Genomic DNA, 15,584 nt, shown 5'->3' with positions numbered 1-15,584 from the left:
AAAGTTATATGGCAATAGTCATTTTTGTTTTGGTGTTGTGGTACGGAGGTTTATTTTTTCAATCGTTCTTTTTACACCGTTATGCAGCACACCAAGTTTTTACAATGTCTAAAACTACAGAGCGTATTACCTTTGTATTAACCTGGATTTTTCAAGGTTCTAGTTATTTAAGTGCTTATGGTTATGGTGTTATGCACCGTATGCACCACGCGTACACAGACACAGAAAAAGATCCGCACTCCCCTGCTTATGATGATAATTTGTTTTCTATGATGTGGCGTACAAAAACCGTATACCAAGACATTAATAAAGAACGAATTGCAGTAGACAAACGTTTTACTAAAAATGTACCACAGTGGAAATCTTTTGATGCTTTTGCAAGCTCTAGATTCTCTAGGTTACTTTGGATTACATTATACATTTTATTTTTTGTGTACTTTACAACAGCCGCTTGGCAGTGGGCTTTATTACCAGTTACGTTTTTAATGGCGCCAATACACGGTGTTATTATAAACTGGTTTGGTCATATTTACGGTTACGTAAATTTTAAAATGAAAAACACCAGTAAAAACCTTTTTAGGTTTGATTTTTTAATGATGGGTGAAGGCTACCATAATAACCACCATAAATATGCTAGTAGAGCTAATTTTGGTGTAAAATGGTATGAGGTTGATGTTACTTATGTTATTATAAAAATTCTTAACGCTTTGGGTATTATTAAGCTTAGAACTATAAAAGTATCCCAGAAATAAGTTTATAAATAAAATATAGTATATAAAAAGAGGATAATTAGCATGTAACTATCCTCTTTTTTCTTAAAAAAACTAAACTAACTCAACTTAATCCATATCTATAATACCTACAACTTCATAAGCTCTGGTACCATTTACTTGTACTTTTTCATACAATACATTTGCAAATTCAAAATAAGTTTGTCCGTCTATAGTTACCTTTTCATAATTACTAGGTAGCTCATATACAATAGTACCTACTTCTGGATCTACAACCTCATATTGGTTATTTATTTGCACATAAAATATCCCTTGCACATTATAATAATTACGGTTGTTAAAACGTACCCTTTTATAATTTGTTGGTAAAACATTAATTCTAAATCCTACCTTGGGTGCAATTGCTATATACCTACCTCTAGATTGTGTGTAAAACTTGTTGTTAGCGTAATAATAGTTAACACCTTTGTGCTTAACCACAGTTTTATTAGGCACCGTTCTTACAGAAACAATTTTCTTTTTAGGCGTTTTATAAGTTACTTTAGTGCTAGGCACTCTTTTACTTACTGTTGTTCTTGTGGTTGTTGTTTTTACTACTGTTTTTTCATTTGCAGTACGCTTTCTTTGTGCAGAAACCTGAGTTGTTAATGCTACTAAAAGTGTTACTGGTATGATGTATTTTTTAACTAATGTTTTCATAACTAATACATTTTTAATATTATACTTTGCTTGTTAATAAGACCATTTTTCTTATTAATAGTTTAAAAGTATAACCAAAAAATACGTTTAAAAAGGCAAATAGATAACTGCCTTAATTGTATCTACCAATAGGTAAATTACATAGAAGAACTTAAAGTTAAAATGATAATAATTAAAGTGAGTTGTTAGTTATAAATTCCAAAAAACGTGGTTTATATTGCTCAGACACTGTTATACGTTGGTCGTTAATAATAATTTGACTACGTTCTATAACATCTATGTTCTTTAAAGAAACAATAAAAGAACGGTGTACACGCATAAAATTAGTTTCTGGCAACTCCTCTTCTAACGATTTTAAACTCATAAGAGTTAAAATGGGTTTAGGATTATTTTTTAACCAAATTTTTATGTAATCTTTTAATCCTTCAAAATACAACACATCTGCTAGTTTTATGCGCAATTGTTTGTATTCGGACTTTACAAAAAGAAACTCTTTTTGATTAGATACATTAGATTGTTTTTTTTCTTTTATTAATGAAAACCAAGTACTTGCCTTATTAGCTGCAACTAAAAACTCTGCATAATCAAAAGGTTTCAATAAATAATCTAAAGCTTCTACTTTAAAACCTTCTAGCGCATATTGGTCAAAAGCGGTAGTAAAAACTACACGTGTATTTTTAGGTAACATTTTAGAAAATTCTATCCCAGATAAATCTGGCATTTGTATGTCTAAAAACAATAAATCTACTGGCTGTTCTTTAATAAACTCCATGGCCTCTATAGCGCTATTACATTTGGCTTTTAAACTTAAAAAAGGTGTTTTATTTACATAGCTCTCTACTAAATTTAGAGCCATAGGTTCATCATCTACAATAACACACGTAATTTTTATATTGCTCATTTTTTAGAAGTATCAATTTTTAAAGAAACTATAAAGCTTTCTCCTTGTAAAGAACTATTAAAGTTAAACTTATTAGGGTATAAAAGAGTTAGTCTTTTCTCTAAATTTTTTAAACCAATTCCAGAACCACTTTTGTCATCTGTTTTTTTAGGAAAGTTATTGTTTTTTACAGTAAATACAACAACACCATTTGTACAACTCATACCTATATCTATACTACTTTCTTTAGTTGCAGAAACACCATGTTTAAATGCATTTTCTATTAAAGAAATAAACAACAATGGGGCTATTTGTATACCAGTTTCATTTTCAGGAAAGTTATATGTAACAATTGTTTTATCGGACACCCTTAGCTTCATTAAATCTATATATTTTTTAAGAAATTCTATTTCTTTGCTTAAAGGAACTAACTCTAAATTAGTTTCATAAAGCATATACCGCATTAACTTACTTAGGCTATGTATTGACTTTTTTGCTTGATTAGGAGATATATCAACTAAAGAATAAATATTATTTAAAGAATTGAAAAAGAAATGAGGTTGCAATTGATAGTGCAAATGTTGTAATTCTGTTTTTAGTTTAAAATTTGTTGCTTCTTTTCTTTCTGCTTCTGTTTTTGCCCATTGTTTAGTAGACTTTAATGCTACAGCAAAAAATAAAGGAGCTAAGTATGATAAAAATTGTATGTAAATAACCATTTTAAAAGGAGGTCCTTCCCTATTTGTATTAACTGCTCTGTTTTTTACAAAATCCTGAAAAAAATTATCTTCTATGTTTTCCTTTAAAAAAAGAAAAAAGAAAATTAGAAAAGCATTTAAAATGATGAAGAAAAATGTTTTTTTAGGAAACAAAAAACGGTCTACTATTACAAAAAAATTTAAGTAAAAAATAATAGCAGAAAAGAGTAATGGAATCCAAAAATGTGCAATTACTCTATTAATTTCTAGCTCTTGTCCATACGATAGCAAATATGGCAAACAAAATAATGTTAGCCATACTAGCACGTGTGATACTATTGTTATTGTTTTATTTTTATACATAATCTTATTACTCGTAACGTAAAGCGGTTATTGGGTCTAATGCAGAAGCCTTTCTTGCTGGATACCATCCAAAAAATATACCTGTTATAGCACAAACTGCAAATGAAATTATTATAGAATATAAGGCCACACTAGTAGGCCAATTTAAGAAATTTTCTATAAAAAACGTTGCTCCAAGTCCTAAGAATACTCCTAAAATACCACCAGTTATACTTATTAAAATAGCTTCAATTAAAAATTGCATTAAAATATCTGAACCTTTACCACCAACAGCCATACGCAAGCCTATTTCTTTAGTACGTTCTTTTACAGAAACATACATAATATTCATAATGCCAATTCCGCCTATTAATAGAGATATACTAGCCACTGCAACAAGTAATATTGTAAGCATTTCACTAGTAGAACTAAAAGTAGAAATTAATTCTTCCATAGAACGAACTGTAAAATCATCTTCTTCATTATCTAATAATTTATGTTCTTCTCGCAGTATTTTTGATACTTGTTCCACGGCTGTAGACGCATCATCTTCACTAACAGCAGAAGCCATTATCTGATTTAGATAATCTATTGCTAAAATTCTTTTTTGTACCGTTGTAAATGGTGCAATTACCACATCATCCTGATCTTGACCAAAAGTATTCTCTCCTTTTTCTTCTAATACGCCAATTACTTTAAAAGGAATGTTATTAAACCTTATCATTTGTCCTACCGGATCTTGACCATCTGGAAAAACATTATCTACAACAGTTTGACCAATTACAGCTACTTTAGCAGCAGAATTAACCTCGGCCTCTGTAAACATACTACCACTTTGCAACCCAACAACTTTAATATCTAAATATTCTGGTTTAACGCCATAAATACTAGAAGGCCAGTTATTAGAGCCGTTTATAACTTGTCCGCCTCCATTAACTACAGGAGTTATATAACTCAACAAATTAGATTGCTCTTTTATGGTTTCATAATTTTTAAGTGTTAAAGTTTGTACATCACCTCCACTTCCCCTGGCAGGTCCTCTATCATCTGCTCCAGGCCTAATTGTTATCATATTAGAACCCATAGATGAAATAGTTGTACGTATACTTTCTTTAGAACCTTCACCTATTGCCAACATTGCAATTACAGATGCTACCCCTATTATAATACCCAACATAGTAAGCAATGTTCTTGTTTTGTTAAGTACAATTGCTTTAGTTGCAATTTTAAATAAATTTAATAGTCTCATAATTAATTATTTTCTTTAGGTAAGTTAGCTAATTGCTCTGCTGCAGATTCTACCTTATAATTTGTATAATCTTGCATAATTTCTCCATCTTTTAGCACAATTGTTCTGTTGCTAAATGTTGCTATGTCTGGTTCATGAGTAACAAATGTTATTGTAATACCTTTGTCATTTAATTCCTGAAATAAAGACATAATTTCATAAGAAGTTCTTGTATCTAAATTACCAGTAGCCTCATCTGCAAGTATCATTACAGGGTTATTTACTAAAGACCTTGCTATAGCTACACGTTGTTGCTGCCCTCCTGATAGTTGTGATGGAGTATGATGCAACCTTTCTCCTAAACCAACCATTTCTAATGCTTTTACAGCTCTTTCTCTACGTTCTTCAGATGAAACTTTACTATTGTAAAGCAATGGTAATTCTACATTTTCTATAGCAGATGTTCTTGCTAATAAGTTGTAAGACTGAAAAATAAAACCAATTTTCTCGTTTCTAATAGTAGCTAATTGGTTTCTGTTTAAGTCCTTTACACTAACACCATCTATTTGGTATATGCCAGATGTTGGTTGGTCTAAACAACCTAAAATATTTAACATTGTACTTTTACCAGAACCACTAGACCCCATAATAGTTACAAACTCGCCCTCATGAATAGTAAATGAAATCCCTTTTAATGCATGCACCGTTTCTGATCCCATTGTAAACTGTCGCTTTAAATTCTCTATTTTTATAATTTCTTTACGCATAGTTTCTATTTTTTATTATTAGATCCTGGTCTTTTTGGCATAAAAGGACTTTCACTTTTAGGTTGATTAGAGCTATCTGTATTACTAAAACCTTTTAAACCATACACTAATTTATCTCCTACATTAACTCCGCTTAATAACTGTACATTAACTCCGTCACTAGCTCCTAATACAACTGTTTTAGGAGTTATAACACCGTTAGACTCTAACACCCATAGGGTAGATTTATCTGTAGTATTACTTGTAGTATTTTCTGGTAATTGATGTTGTTTGTTATAAGCTTTTAAATCTTCTAAAGTAGGTTTAAAGTTTATTGCTTTTGCTTCTGCGGTTAACACATTATTTAACTCTAATGTATAAATAGATATGGTTGCAGTTAAACCTGGTTTTAATTTTAAATCTTGATTATCTGCCTTAATAACAACTGTATATGTAACCACATTTGAAGTAACAGTTGGGTCTAAACGCACCTGAGTAACTTCTCCACTAAATGTTTCTCCCAAATATGCATCTACGGTAAAAGTTACACGTTGGCCTTCTTTAACTTGCCCTATATCTGCTTCATCTACATCTGCTTCTACTTGCATTTCTTTTAAATCTTGTGCAATTGTAAATAAAGTAGGAGTACTTAAACTTGCGGCAACAGTTTGTCCTTCATCTATATCTTTAGACAATACAACACCGTTTATTGGAGAATAAATATTTGCATATCCTAAATTGGTGCGTGCAGATTGTAAATCAGAAAAACGTTGTGTAACTGTACCTTTGGCTGTTTCATAATTGTACGAAGCTTCATCAAAATCTGATTTACTAATGACTTTATTTTCAAACAATGTTTTTTGCCTGTCATAAATAGTTTTAGTATAATTTTTTTGACTTACCGCATTATCATAAGCAGCCTGAGCCTGAATTTTTGCAGCATTTAAATTAGTTTTGTCTAATTCTGCTATTAATTGCCCTTCGGTTACAACACTGTTATAGTCTACATATATTTTTTCTACAACACCGGATACCTGCGTACCTACTTCTACTTGTGTAATTGGTTCTATAGTTCCGGTTGCTGTAACAATTGTTGCTACATTAGCTTTTTTTGCCGTAACTGTTTGTGCTTGTATTATTGTATTATCTTCATTAGTAATAAATGAATATCCTACCAAAGCAATTACTAGTACTGTAATGCTTGCTATTACTATTTTGTTTTTTGTTTTCATTGTATTTTAATTAAAGTTTTATATCGTTTCCTTGGTAAAATTGTAGTAATTGATGGTATAAAATATTTAAGTATTTTGCTTGCAAGTAATTTTGTTGCGCATTGGTGTATGTGTTTTGACTTATTACCAAATCTGTAGTGCTTAAGTCTCCTAACTCATACTTTTTTTGAGCAAGTTTAAAAGACTCTTCTGCAGCTATTTTAGATGTCTCTGAAGCTATTACTTGCTCTTGGACAGACAAGGCGTTTTGGTATGCTGTTTCTACTTTTTTATACAGTTCTTTTTCTGCGTTTTGCTTTTGTATTTCTGCTTTTTCTATATTTAAAGTGGCTGTTTGTACAGCTGCTTTAGTTTGGTTTCTGTTAAATATTGGAATACTTAGTGTTAACCCTAGTTTTTGATTAAAATTTACATCAAACTGATCTGAAAAAGTATTGCTGTTTATACTAGTATAACCACTGCCAACACTACCGGTTAATGCCAAGGTTGGCAAATAACCACCTTTAGCAATGTCTAATTCTTTTTTATTTGCTGCTATATTTAAATTGCTAGCTTCTATTTCTGGTAAAATATCTAGTGCTTTTGTATAAACAGCTTCTTTATTTAATTCTAGATTAATAAAATCTAAATTATTGGTTACATCTTCAATTTCAATATTTTGTAATGGAGGCAACTCTAACAACTGCTTTAGTGCTATTATATATTGTTGGTAATCATTTTTAGCAGTAATTAAATTGTATTTGTTAGTAGCAGCTTGGCTTTGAGCTTCTGTATAATCTGTTAAGGCAATAGAACCTGCATCTAAACGTGCTTTTGCTCTTTTAACCTCTTTCTCTGAAACCTCTAAATTACTTTCTGCAATAGCAATATTTTCTTTGCTAAAAAGTGTTTGTAAGTAGGTTTCTAAAATATTTAAAACAATGTTATTTTTTTCTACTTCCTCTTCAAAAATACTTTGCTCTAGCAATAATTTATTTTGTTTTATTTCATTAGTAATTTGATTTCCCTGAAATAAAGTAACTGATGTATTAATACCCACATTTGTACTGTGTATTTGGTCTGTAACATAATTACTTGTTATTGGATCTATGGTATTACCATTAGAAAAACTTTGAGATGCATTACCAAACAAATTAGGTAATCTACTAGACTTAGATTTGCTGTAATTTACTTCTGCCAAACTTTTATTTAGCGATGCATCTTTTACAGTTATATTATTCTCTAGGGCGTACGCAATACAATCTTGTAAAGACCATACATTTTTTGTTGCTGTAGTTTTACTTACATTTTCCTGTGCAAAGGAGAGCTGTACAATAAGTAAACTTGCTATTATAAGATAACGTTTCATTATTAGGTGTTTTTAATTTACACTGTAAAGGTGAAATTATCTTATATCCTATTAAACAATAATAGATGTTTAAGGGTATTGCATATACTAAAAGCTATATTTTATCTACCACTTTTTTTACTTTTAAACTAAAAATATAAACGGGTTGCGCTAGGTTACAACAAAACACAAAAAAACCGATTACCACAACGTAATCGGTTTAGTGAAAAGAAACTAAAAAATTATACTGGCTAGTGCTTCTTCCTTTATTTTTTCTTTTTTGGATATAATTTAAACCAAAAATCTATTTTCTCTACTTGTGAATTTGTGTCTGCTTGCGGTGGTCTTCCTCCGCTAATTCCTCTTCCTGCACCACCAGATCTGCCACCACCAGGAGGTCCGCCTTGGCCACCGCCACCTTGCCTACCTCCCATACTAATATTAGGTTTTTGTTGGTTGTTTTTTTGTTCTTGTTTGGTAGATACAATTCCTATAGACAGTTTAGAGAGATTGCCAGTTTCTGAGGATATTTTAGATGCTGGTACTTTTAAATGATACTCCAAAACAGCCCCTTTTTCTTTAGTATTATAATAGTTGTAATTCATTACAATACCCAAATTATTCATATCCAAATTAAAATCTTCAGAAGAATCAAAATAGGAATAATTTGCTTTTTTAGGCAAGTTTTCTATCATTTTTGCAATATCTGGGCCTTTTTGCTCGCTATTCTCTCTGTTTTCTTTACGCTCATCTCTTTCTGGCCTAGCTCCTTTTCCTGGACGTTCGGTTTTTAACGGATACTGTATGCTTACATTCTTCTTTTTCTTTCCTTTGGTATCAAAATAAATTGTGTACCCGCGGTGCAACATAGATAGCATAGTTTCCTTAAACTCTGTACGTAAAGTGAGATACACATCTTTACCATCAAAAATTGCTTTATATTCTACATTATGTTCACTACCTGTAAACGTTTCTTTATCCTGAGCCAAAAGAAGACCGCAGATTAAAAAAAGTATAGTTGTTAGTTTTAGTCTCATATTTTTATAAATTAATGTATTATGACTTTTGCTCAAATCTATGCATACTAACTATGTAAAAAAGCAACTATCTGTAAACACCATTAGGTTTTCTGTAAAACACCTTATTTTATAAGTTTCTTAGCTATTCTTATTTAGTGGTTGTGTAAAATATTTTTGAAATGCGAATAGCGATATTCTAAGGCATATAATTTTTGTTATAAAATAAACATATATAACATTTAACATATATTTAATTAACACCGTAAAGTCCTTTTTTTACTAATGTTTCGCTAATTTTACTACGTTAATTTAATGCCCCACAATAGCTTTAGTTTCTTTTTTAATAGTAATACTATTATATTTGCATTTAATAGTTTTAGTTATGAAAAAATTACTATCAAATATTAAAATAGAAATACCAGAAGGAATTTATTTAAAAGACCCAGAGTCATCTACATTAGGTAAAAAAATTATTGAACACAGTATTATACTTTTAGAAGAAATTGGTTTTGAAGATTTTACATTTAAAAAACTAGGAAATAGTATTGGTTCTAATGAAAGTTCTATTTATAGATATTTTGAGAGCAAACACAAACTATTAATGTACCTAACCGCTTGGTATTGGGGATGGATAGAATACCAGTTGGTAATTGAAACCTACAGTATTACAAATGCCAAAGAAAAATTAAAAAAAGCTGTGGAGGTTGTTACTAAAACTACAGAACAAGACAATAATTACAGCCATATTAATGAAGAGTTGTTATATACCATTATTATTAATGAAAACTCTAAATCTTACTACACAAAAGGTGTAGACCAAGATAATAAAGAAGGTTTTTTTACGCCTTACAAGCGCACAGTGCAGCGTATTGCAGAAATGATTACAGATTATAACCCTAAATATAAATACGCCTTAAGTTTTGCCAGTAATTTATTAGAGGGTGCTTTACATCAGCATTTTTTAAAACTACATTTTAAGTCTATTACAAGTTGTAATAGCAAAACAACACCTACAGATTTCTATACAGATTTAACTTTTAAAACATTAGCAAATGCCAAATAAAACTTTAACACCTTGGAAACGATTTTTAGGGCTATTGCAGTTAGAGCGTAAAGATATATTACAAATTGGCTACTATGCTGTTTTTGAAGGGATTGTAGCACTAAGTTTACCTATTGGTATACAAACTATTATAAACCTGTTGCAAGGTGCACAAGTATCTGCTTCTTGGATAGTATTAATTATATTAGTTACCATTGGTGTTGCTTTTTCTGGAGTATTAAAACTTATGCAAATAAGAATTATTGAAACCATACAACAGCGTATTTTTACACGTGCTTCTTTTGAGCTTAGTTATCGTTTTCCAAAAATAAAAATGGTAGAATTAAGAAATTTACACTTTCCAGAATTAGCAAATAGGTTTTTTGATACCTTAACTATACAAAAGGGTTTATCAAAAATTTTAATAGATGTACCTTCTGCCCTATTGCAAATAGTTTTTGCCTTACTCTTGCTATCTTTTTACCACCCATTTTTTATTTTGTTTGGAATATTGTTGGTTCTGTTGGCATACGTTGTTTTTAAATACACTTCACAAAAAGGATTAGATACCAGTTTAAACGAATCTAAAAATAAATATAGAGTTGCTCACTGGCTACAAGAAATATCCAGATCTGTAATTAGCTTTAAACTATCTGGAAAAACGTCTTTAGCTTTAGAAAAAACAGATTATTTAGTAGATAAATACTTAAAATCTAGAGAAAGTCACTTCTCTATTTTAAAAGTTCAATTTTTACAAATGGTGGGATTTAAGGTTATTGTAACTGCTGGTTTACTTTCTATAGGCGGATTTTTAGTACTAGACCAGCGTATGAATATTGGTCAGTTTGTGGCTGCTGAAATTATTATTCTACTAGTAATTAACTCTGTAGAAAAACTAATATTAGGGTTAGAGTCTTTTTATGATGTACTAACTTCTATAGAGAAATTAGGGCAAATTGTAGATAAGCCTATAGAGCCACAAACCGGAGAATCAATTAATGAAAAAGACGATTTAACTTTAGAACTTAATAATATATCTTACACCATACCAGATAAAAATAAAACAATATTAAAAGACATTTCTTTTACTGTAAATCCTAAAGATAGGGTTTTAGTTACCGGAGAAAGTGGTTCTGGTAAGTCTACATTATTACAACTAATGGCTGGTGTTGTATTACCTACAAGCGGTTATTTACACGTAAATGACCTTGCAATAAGTGGGTTATTTATTAATAACTACAGAGCAAATTTAGGAATGTCTTTGTTTGAGGAAACTACTTTTGAAGGAAGTATAAGAGAAAATGTAACCTTTGGGAATGAAGAAATAAGTGACGAGGCAATATACACTACCTTTCAGCATTTAGGCCTAATAGACTTTTTAAAGCAACAAACCTTAGGTTTAAACACTATTTTAATACCAGAAGGTAAACAAATAGCCTACACCACTACTAAAAAGCTAGTTTTAGCTAGGGCAATTGTAAAACAGCCTAAAGTACTAATTTTAGAAAATCCTTTAGATTTATTTGAAGAACAAGAAGCAAATTTAATCATAGACTATTTATCACTAAAAACTCACCCTTGGAGTTTAATTATTGTTAGTAATAATAAAAGTTGGGAACAAAAATGTAATAAGAAAATAACACTAAAAAATGGTGTTATAATCTCTTCTAAATCATAAGCTATGCTAAATATATCTAAAAACAAGGTATCTCAATATGTAGACTTATCTAATTACAGATCTGGTAAAGAAATATTTAACAAGGAGTACCACAAAGGCTTTAAAACATTTTTAAAAATATTTAGTATATTTTTAGTTTTAGTATTGTTTTTACCGTGGACGCAAAATATTACAAGTCAAGGTAATGTTACTACGCTTAAACCAAACCAACGGCCACAAACATTACAATCACAAATACCTGGCCGTGTAGAACAGTGGTATGTACAAGAAGGTAATTTTGTTAAAAAAGGAGACACTATTTTACGTATTTCTGAGGTGAAAAGCGATTATTTTGATGAGAACCTTGCTCAAAGAACTAATGACCAATTAAACGCAAAGTCATCTTCTGTAATAGCCTATAAAAACAAAACCGATGCCTTAAAAAACCAAATAGCAGCTTTGCAGCAAGAACGTGTCTTAAAATTAGAGCAAGCAAAAAACAAAGTTGCCCAAACCGCACTAAAAGTTACCAGTGACAGCATAGATTTAGAAGCTTTAAAAATTAATGCCAATATTGCAAAAACGCAGTATGAACGTGCTATTGCATTACAGGCAGAAGGAATTAAAGCAGTTAAAGATGTAGAAGAAAAACAATCTAAACTGCAAGAAATTAACGCAAAACTTACCTCGCAGCAAAATAAATTATTAAGTACCAGACAAGATTTAATTAATAGTAAACTTGCTATTTCAACGTTAGCTGCCACCTATGCAGACAAAATTGCCAAGGCACAAAGCAGTTTGTATACAGCAGAATCTAGTGGTTTAGATACTGAAGCTCAGGTATCTAAATTAGAAACAAGCTTAGCCAATTATAAAAAAAGAACTAGTTTACTATTTATAACCGCACCACAAGCTGGTTACATTAACAAAACCATTAAAGCAGGTATAGGAGAAACATTTAAAGAAGGTGAACCACTGGTACATATTATGCCTGCTAATTATGATTTGGCCGTAGAAATGTTTGTAAACCCAATAGATTTACCACTAATACATATTGGTGAAGACGTGCGGGTACAGTTTGATGGGTGGCCTGCAATAATATTTAGCGGTTGGCCTAACGTATCTTATGGTACATATGGCGCAAAAATAGTAGCTATAGAAAATTTTATTAGTACCAATGGTAAATACAGAGTTTTACTTAAGCCTAATGAAAATGAAATACCTTGGCCAGAGGCTATACGCGTTGGCTCTGGAGCCAAAACAATTGCCTTACTAGAAAATGTGCCTATTTGGTTTGAAATATGGAGACAAATAAATAGTTTTCCGCCCAATTATTACACTCCAAAAACACCAACTTCTGATAAAAAATAAGCAATGAGAAATTATATAATTCTATTCTGTTCCTTGCTTTGCCTTACCCTACAGGCACAAGAAACAGATAGTATATTAAGTTTAGAAGAATACTTAGGTTACGTAAAAAAGTACCATCCAATAGTTAAACAAGCTCACTTAATTACTACGGATAGTGAAGCTAAGTTGCTAAAATCTAGAGGTGCTTTTGATCCTAAGATAGAAGTAGATTATGCCAATAAAGAATTTAAAGGCACTAACTATTATGATAAATTGAATGCTGCTTTTAAAATTCCGACCTGGTATGGTGTAGAACTTAAAGCTAATTATGAGAATAATGAAGGGGTTTACTTAAACCCAGAATACAATACACCAGAAGATGGTTTATACAGCGCTGGAGTTTCTGTGTCTTTAGCTAAGGGCCTACTTACCAATAAAAGAATGGCAACCTTAAAGCAAGCTAAACTATACACCCAACAAGCTGCTGCTAAACAAAAATTAGTAGTAAACGACTTTTTATTTGATGCTACAGAGGCATATTTTAATTGGTTAAAAAATTACAAGGCTAAACTTGTTTACACTGCTTATTTAAAAAATGCAGAAATTAGATTACTTAATGTAAAAAAGAGCTTTTTTGCTGGAGATAAACCTGCAGTAGACACTTTAGAAGCTAGCATTAACTATAAAAACAGATTATTAGATATTGAAAAAGCAAGAATTGGGTACATAAAGTCTAAACTAGAAGTGTCTAACTTTTTATGGCTACAAAACAATGTCCCATTAGAGATAACAAATGCTATAACGCCAGATACTACAACAATTAACAGCATAAACACCGTTTTAAACAGTTCATTGCTTAATACCACTGAAGAGTTAGTAGAAAATCATCCTAAATTAAGAGAATTACAAATTAAGAAAAATATACTAACTATAGATAAAAGGTATAAAACCAATAATTTGCTACCAAAAATAGATTTGCAGTATAATTTTTTAAGCTCAGATTATCAAAATATAGATAGTTTTAATTCCGCTAACTATAAAACAGGTTTAGTTATTAGTTTTCCTTTATTTTTAAGAAAAGAAAGAGCAGATTTAAAATTAACTAAAGTAAAATTACAAGATATAGATTTTGATATTATGGCCACCAAGGTTAGCTTAAGCAACAAAATTGAAAGTGGTTTGCAAGAAATTGATTCTTATACCAACCAACATACTATAGTTATGGATTTGGTTAAAGATTATAAAAAACTAGTTTACACTGAGGAAAGAAAATTTAACCTGGGAGAAGGTTCGCTTTTTCTTGTAAATTATAGAGAAGTAAAACTAATAGAAACACAGCTTAAAGAAATAGATACAGAATACAATTTGTTTTTAAGCAAATCTAAATTGCTAAGTGTTATTACAATGCTTTAATAACACTTAGCACTATTAAACGTTAAAACTTAATATTTAGAGCATCAAATAAATGACTCATTGTCCAAGCCGGACCAATCATTAAAAACTGTAAATCTTTTAAAAAGGATGGCTTTTTACCCTCGTGGTTATGCCCTATAAATTGCCCCACCCAAGCAAGCACAAAAATTATTAACATACTTAACCACAGCGGTATTCCTATAAAAAGTGACACATAATTTATTGCTAAAAGTACTATAACAGAAAAAAATAACATTCCTGCAAATAGAGTTTTAGATAATTTTAGATAATAAAACAATCCAAAAATTAGAACAATAGTTCCTAAATGAGCATAAGGCATTAAAAAAACTGGTAATGTATTTGTAATAACGTTTGGGATAGGTATACTGGCTAATAAACCAATTAAACTAAAAAAAATAAGCGGCACGCAAATGTAGTGTATAGCTATATTTAGTTTTGTTTGATGGCTTACTGCGTACTCTGCTAAAAGGGTATCAATTTTTCTCATAGTTGTATATTTAGTTGGTTGGTAATTTTACAAATTTTCTAAGCTGCTGGTATTCTTCTAAGCCTTTTGCTGTTAGGTATGGCAATAAAATACTCCACAGCATTTCTATAGCCCCGCATTTATTAGTTGTGTAACTAGCTGTGTGTATTGCTAATTTTTGAGATTGCCAAAATGTGCTAGTCATCCAAATGGTGTAAATAGTTTTGTTATAGTCTACAAAATCATTCTCAGGCACTAATCGTTCAGTTTCTATATAATAATTTATTAATTTTCTGGCGTCTTTAAATCTAACTAGGTTAGAGGCTTCATACTCTTTGGCAATTGCTGGATAGGTTTTAATAATATGTACTAAATCATTAAAAAAGAAACAGTAACGTTTTTGTAAATCATCAAACTTAAGCATCATTTCTTCAAAATGAAATAACGTAATGTAGGTGTTTTCAGGAAGAATATAATCTAAAGTTTCTTCGTACATATCTGCATAAATAACAGCTAATAATGCAGCTTTATTTTTATAATGGTAACCTAAATTACCCGCACTCATTTTTAAACTATCTGCAACTTGCTTCATAGATACGTTTGCAATACCATGGGCATTAAATAAAGTAATTGCTTTACTCTTAATTTTATTTTTCATAAGCAAATAGGTAAATTACAATTAGTAAACATATACTAATTTATAAATAAAAATAGTATATATGTACTAATTATA

The 15,584-nt window shown here is 30.4% G+C and carries 15 protein-coding genes; 5 read left to right on the top strand and 10 right to left on the bottom strand.

Annotation, left to right across the window (positions count from 1 at the left end; translation table 11 throughout):
* Positions 1–8: 8 nt before the first annotated feature.
* Positions 9–752 carry an acyl-CoA desaturase gene (locus BFJ87_RS02555; protein WP_077399491.1) on the top strand — a complete coding sequence of 248 codons (744 nt, stop codon included), beginning with the start codon at positions 9–11 and terminating at the stop codon, positions 750–752.
* Positions 753–839: 87 nt separating this feature from the next.
* Here the strand turns inward: BFJ87_RS02555 and BFJ87_RS02550 are convergent, their stop codons facing one another.
* The 8 genes from BFJ87_RS02550 to BFJ87_RS16960 form a co-directional block, all read right to left on the bottom strand.
* Positions 840–1,430 carry a DUF6515 family protein gene (locus BFJ87_RS02550; RefSeq protein ID WP_077399488.1) on the bottom strand — a complete coding sequence of 197 codons (591 nt, stop codon included), beginning with the start codon at positions 1,428–1,430 and terminating at the stop codon, positions 840–842.
* Positions 1,431–1,602: 172 nt separating this feature from the next.
* Positions 1,603–2,331 (bottom strand): LytR/AlgR family response regulator transcription factor, encoded by a 729-nt coding sequence (locus BFJ87_RS02545; RefSeq protein WP_216352835.1) that lies wholly within the window; start codon positions 2,329–2,331, stop codon positions 1,603–1,605.
* A complete protein-coding gene (locus BFJ87_RS02540; RefSeq protein ID WP_245799576.1) occupies positions 2,328–3,308 on the bottom strand; it encodes a sensor histidine kinase in 981 nt (326 codons plus the stop codon). Before BFJ87_RS02540 ends, BFJ87_RS02545 begins: the two co-directional genes overlap by 4 nt.
* Before the next feature lie 70 nt (positions 3,309–3,378).
* On the bottom strand, positions 3,379–4,599 hold the full coding sequence (locus BFJ87_RS02535; protein WP_077399482.1) for an ABC transporter permease: 1,221 nt from the start codon (positions 4,597–4,599) through the stop codon (positions 3,379–3,381).
* 2 nt (positions 4,600–4,601) lie between these two features.
* The gene (locus BFJ87_RS02530) at positions 4,602–5,345 is read right to left on the bottom strand and encodes an ABC transporter ATP-binding protein (RefSeq protein WP_077399479.1); all 744 of its coding nucleotides are present in this window, start codon (positions 5,343–5,345) and stop codon (positions 4,602–4,604) included.
* Between the two features lie 5 nt (positions 5,346–5,350).
* Positions 5,351–6,556: an efflux RND transporter periplasmic adaptor subunit gene (locus BFJ87_RS02525; protein WP_077399476.1), complete on the bottom strand. Its 1,206-nt coding sequence runs from the start codon at positions 6,554–6,556 to the stop codon at positions 5,351–5,353.
* A gap of 10 nt (positions 6,557–6,566) precedes the next feature.
* Positions 6,567–7,904, bottom strand: a complete 1,338-nt coding sequence (locus tag BFJ87_RS02520; RefSeq protein WP_077399473.1) for a TolC family protein — start codon at positions 7,902–7,904, stop codon at positions 6,567–6,569.
* A 245-nt stretch (positions 7,905–8,149) separates the two neighbouring features.
* Positions 8,150–8,920, bottom strand: coding sequence for a hypothetical protein (locus BFJ87_RS16960; RefSeq protein ID WP_077399470.1), 771 nt, complete (start codon positions 8,918–8,920; stop codon positions 8,150–8,152).
* Positions 8,921–9,284: 364 nt separating this feature from the next.
* On the opposite strand from BFJ87_RS16960, the gene BFJ87_RS02510 reads away from it, so the two are divergent.
* From BFJ87_RS02510 to BFJ87_RS02495, 4 genes are read left to right on the top strand one after another with little or no spacing between them, the layout of a single operon-like run.
* A complete protein-coding gene (locus tag BFJ87_RS02510) occupies positions 9,285–9,965 on the top strand; it encodes a TetR/AcrR family transcriptional regulator (protein ID WP_077399467.1) in 681 nt (226 codons plus the stop codon).
* Complete coding sequence (locus BFJ87_RS02505; protein WP_077399464.1) at positions 9,955–11,622, top strand: peptidase domain-containing ABC transporter; 1,668 nt, start codon at positions 9,955–9,957, stop codon at positions 11,620–11,622. The genes BFJ87_RS02510 and BFJ87_RS02505 overlap by 11 nt, the downstream gene beginning before the upstream one ends.
* Positions 11,623–11,625: 3 nt before the next feature.
* Positions 11,626–12,972, top strand: coding sequence for an HlyD family secretion protein (locus BFJ87_RS02500; protein ID WP_077399461.1), 1,347 nt, complete (start codon positions 11,626–11,628; stop codon positions 12,970–12,972).
* A gap of 3 nt (positions 12,973–12,975) precedes the next feature.
* The gene (locus BFJ87_RS02495) at positions 12,976–14,364 is read left to right on the top strand and encodes a TolC family protein (RefSeq protein ID WP_077399458.1); all 1,389 of its coding nucleotides are present in this window, start codon (positions 12,976–12,978) and stop codon (positions 14,362–14,364) included.
* A gap of 22 nt (positions 14,365–14,386) precedes the next feature.
* Here BFJ87_RS02495 and BFJ87_RS02490 read toward each other — a convergent pair whose 3' ends face one another.
* Together BFJ87_RS02490 and BFJ87_RS02485 are read right to left on the bottom strand one after the other, a co-directional pair.
* Positions 14,387–14,872, bottom strand: a complete 486-nt coding sequence (locus BFJ87_RS02490; RefSeq protein ID WP_077399455.1) for an Mpo1 family 2-hydroxy fatty acid dioxygenase — start codon at positions 14,870–14,872, stop codon at positions 14,387–14,389.
* A gap of 10 nt (positions 14,873–14,882) precedes the next feature.
* Positions 14,883–15,509 carry a TetR/AcrR family transcriptional regulator gene (locus tag BFJ87_RS02485; RefSeq protein WP_077399452.1) on the bottom strand — a complete coding sequence of 209 codons (627 nt, stop codon included), beginning with the start codon at positions 15,507–15,509 and terminating at the stop codon, positions 14,883–14,885.
* Between the last annotated feature and the right edge of the window lie 75 nt (positions 15,510–15,584).

Origin of the sequence: Cellulophaga omnivescoria, from assembly GCF_001999725.1 — a bacterium.
In the GTDB taxonomy this organism is placed as follows: Bacteria; Bacteroidota; Bacteroidia; order Flavobacteriales; family Flavobacteriaceae; genus Cellulophaga; species Cellulophaga omnivescoria.
Note: the sequence above shows the minus strand (reverse complement) of the source record. Positions and strands in the feature narration are given on the sequence as shown.

Coding starts and splice junctions, on each gene's coding strand:
- BFJ87_RS02520 (WP_077399473.1), bottom strand. CDS start 7,904: ATGAAACGTTATCTTATAATAGCAAGTTTACTTATTGTACAGCTCTCC.
- BFJ87_RS02550 (WP_077399488.1), bottom strand. CDS start 1,430: ATGAAAACATTAGTTAAAAAATACATCATACCAGTAACACTTTTAGTA.
- BFJ87_RS02545 (WP_216352835.1), bottom strand. CDS start 2,331: ATGAGCAATATAAAAATTACGTGTGTTATTGTAGATGATGAACCTATG.
- BFJ87_RS02530 (WP_077399479.1), bottom strand. CDS start 5,345: ATGCGTAAAGAAATTATAAAAATAGAGAATTTAAAGCGACAGTTTACA.
- BFJ87_RS02490 (WP_077399455.1), bottom strand. CDS start 14,872: ATGAGAAAAATTGATACCCTTTTAGCAGAGTACGCAGTAAGCCATCAA.
- BFJ87_RS02555 (WP_077399491.1), top strand. CDS start 9: ATGGCAATAGTCATTTTTGTTTTGGTGTTGTGGTACGGAGGTTTATTT.
- BFJ87_RS02525 (WP_077399476.1), bottom strand. CDS start 6,556: ATGAAAACAAAAAACAAAATAGTAATAGCAAGCATTACAGTACTAGTA.
- BFJ87_RS02500 (WP_077399461.1), top strand. CDS start 11,626: ATGCTAAATATATCTAAAAACAAGGTATCTCAATATGTAGACTTATCT.
- BFJ87_RS02535 (WP_077399482.1), bottom strand. CDS start 4,599: ATGAGACTATTAAATTTATTTAAAATTGCAACTAAAGCAATTGTACTT.
- BFJ87_RS02495 (WP_077399458.1), top strand. CDS start 12,976: ATGAGAAATTATATAATTCTATTCTGTTCCTTGCTTTGCCTTACCCTA.
- BFJ87_RS02485 (WP_077399452.1), bottom strand. CDS start 15,509: ATGAAAAATAAAATTAAGAGTAAAGCAATTACTTTATTTAATGCCCAT.
- BFJ87_RS16960 (WP_077399470.1), bottom strand. CDS start 8,920: ATGAGACTAAAACTAACAACTATACTTTTTTTAATCTGCGGTCTTCTT.
- BFJ87_RS02510 (WP_077399467.1), top strand. CDS start 9,285: ATGAAAAAATTACTATCAAATATTAAAATAGAAATACCAGAAGGAATT.
- BFJ87_RS02505 (WP_077399464.1), top strand. CDS start 9,955: ATGCCAAATAAAACTTTAACACCTTGGAAACGATTTTTAGGGCTATTG.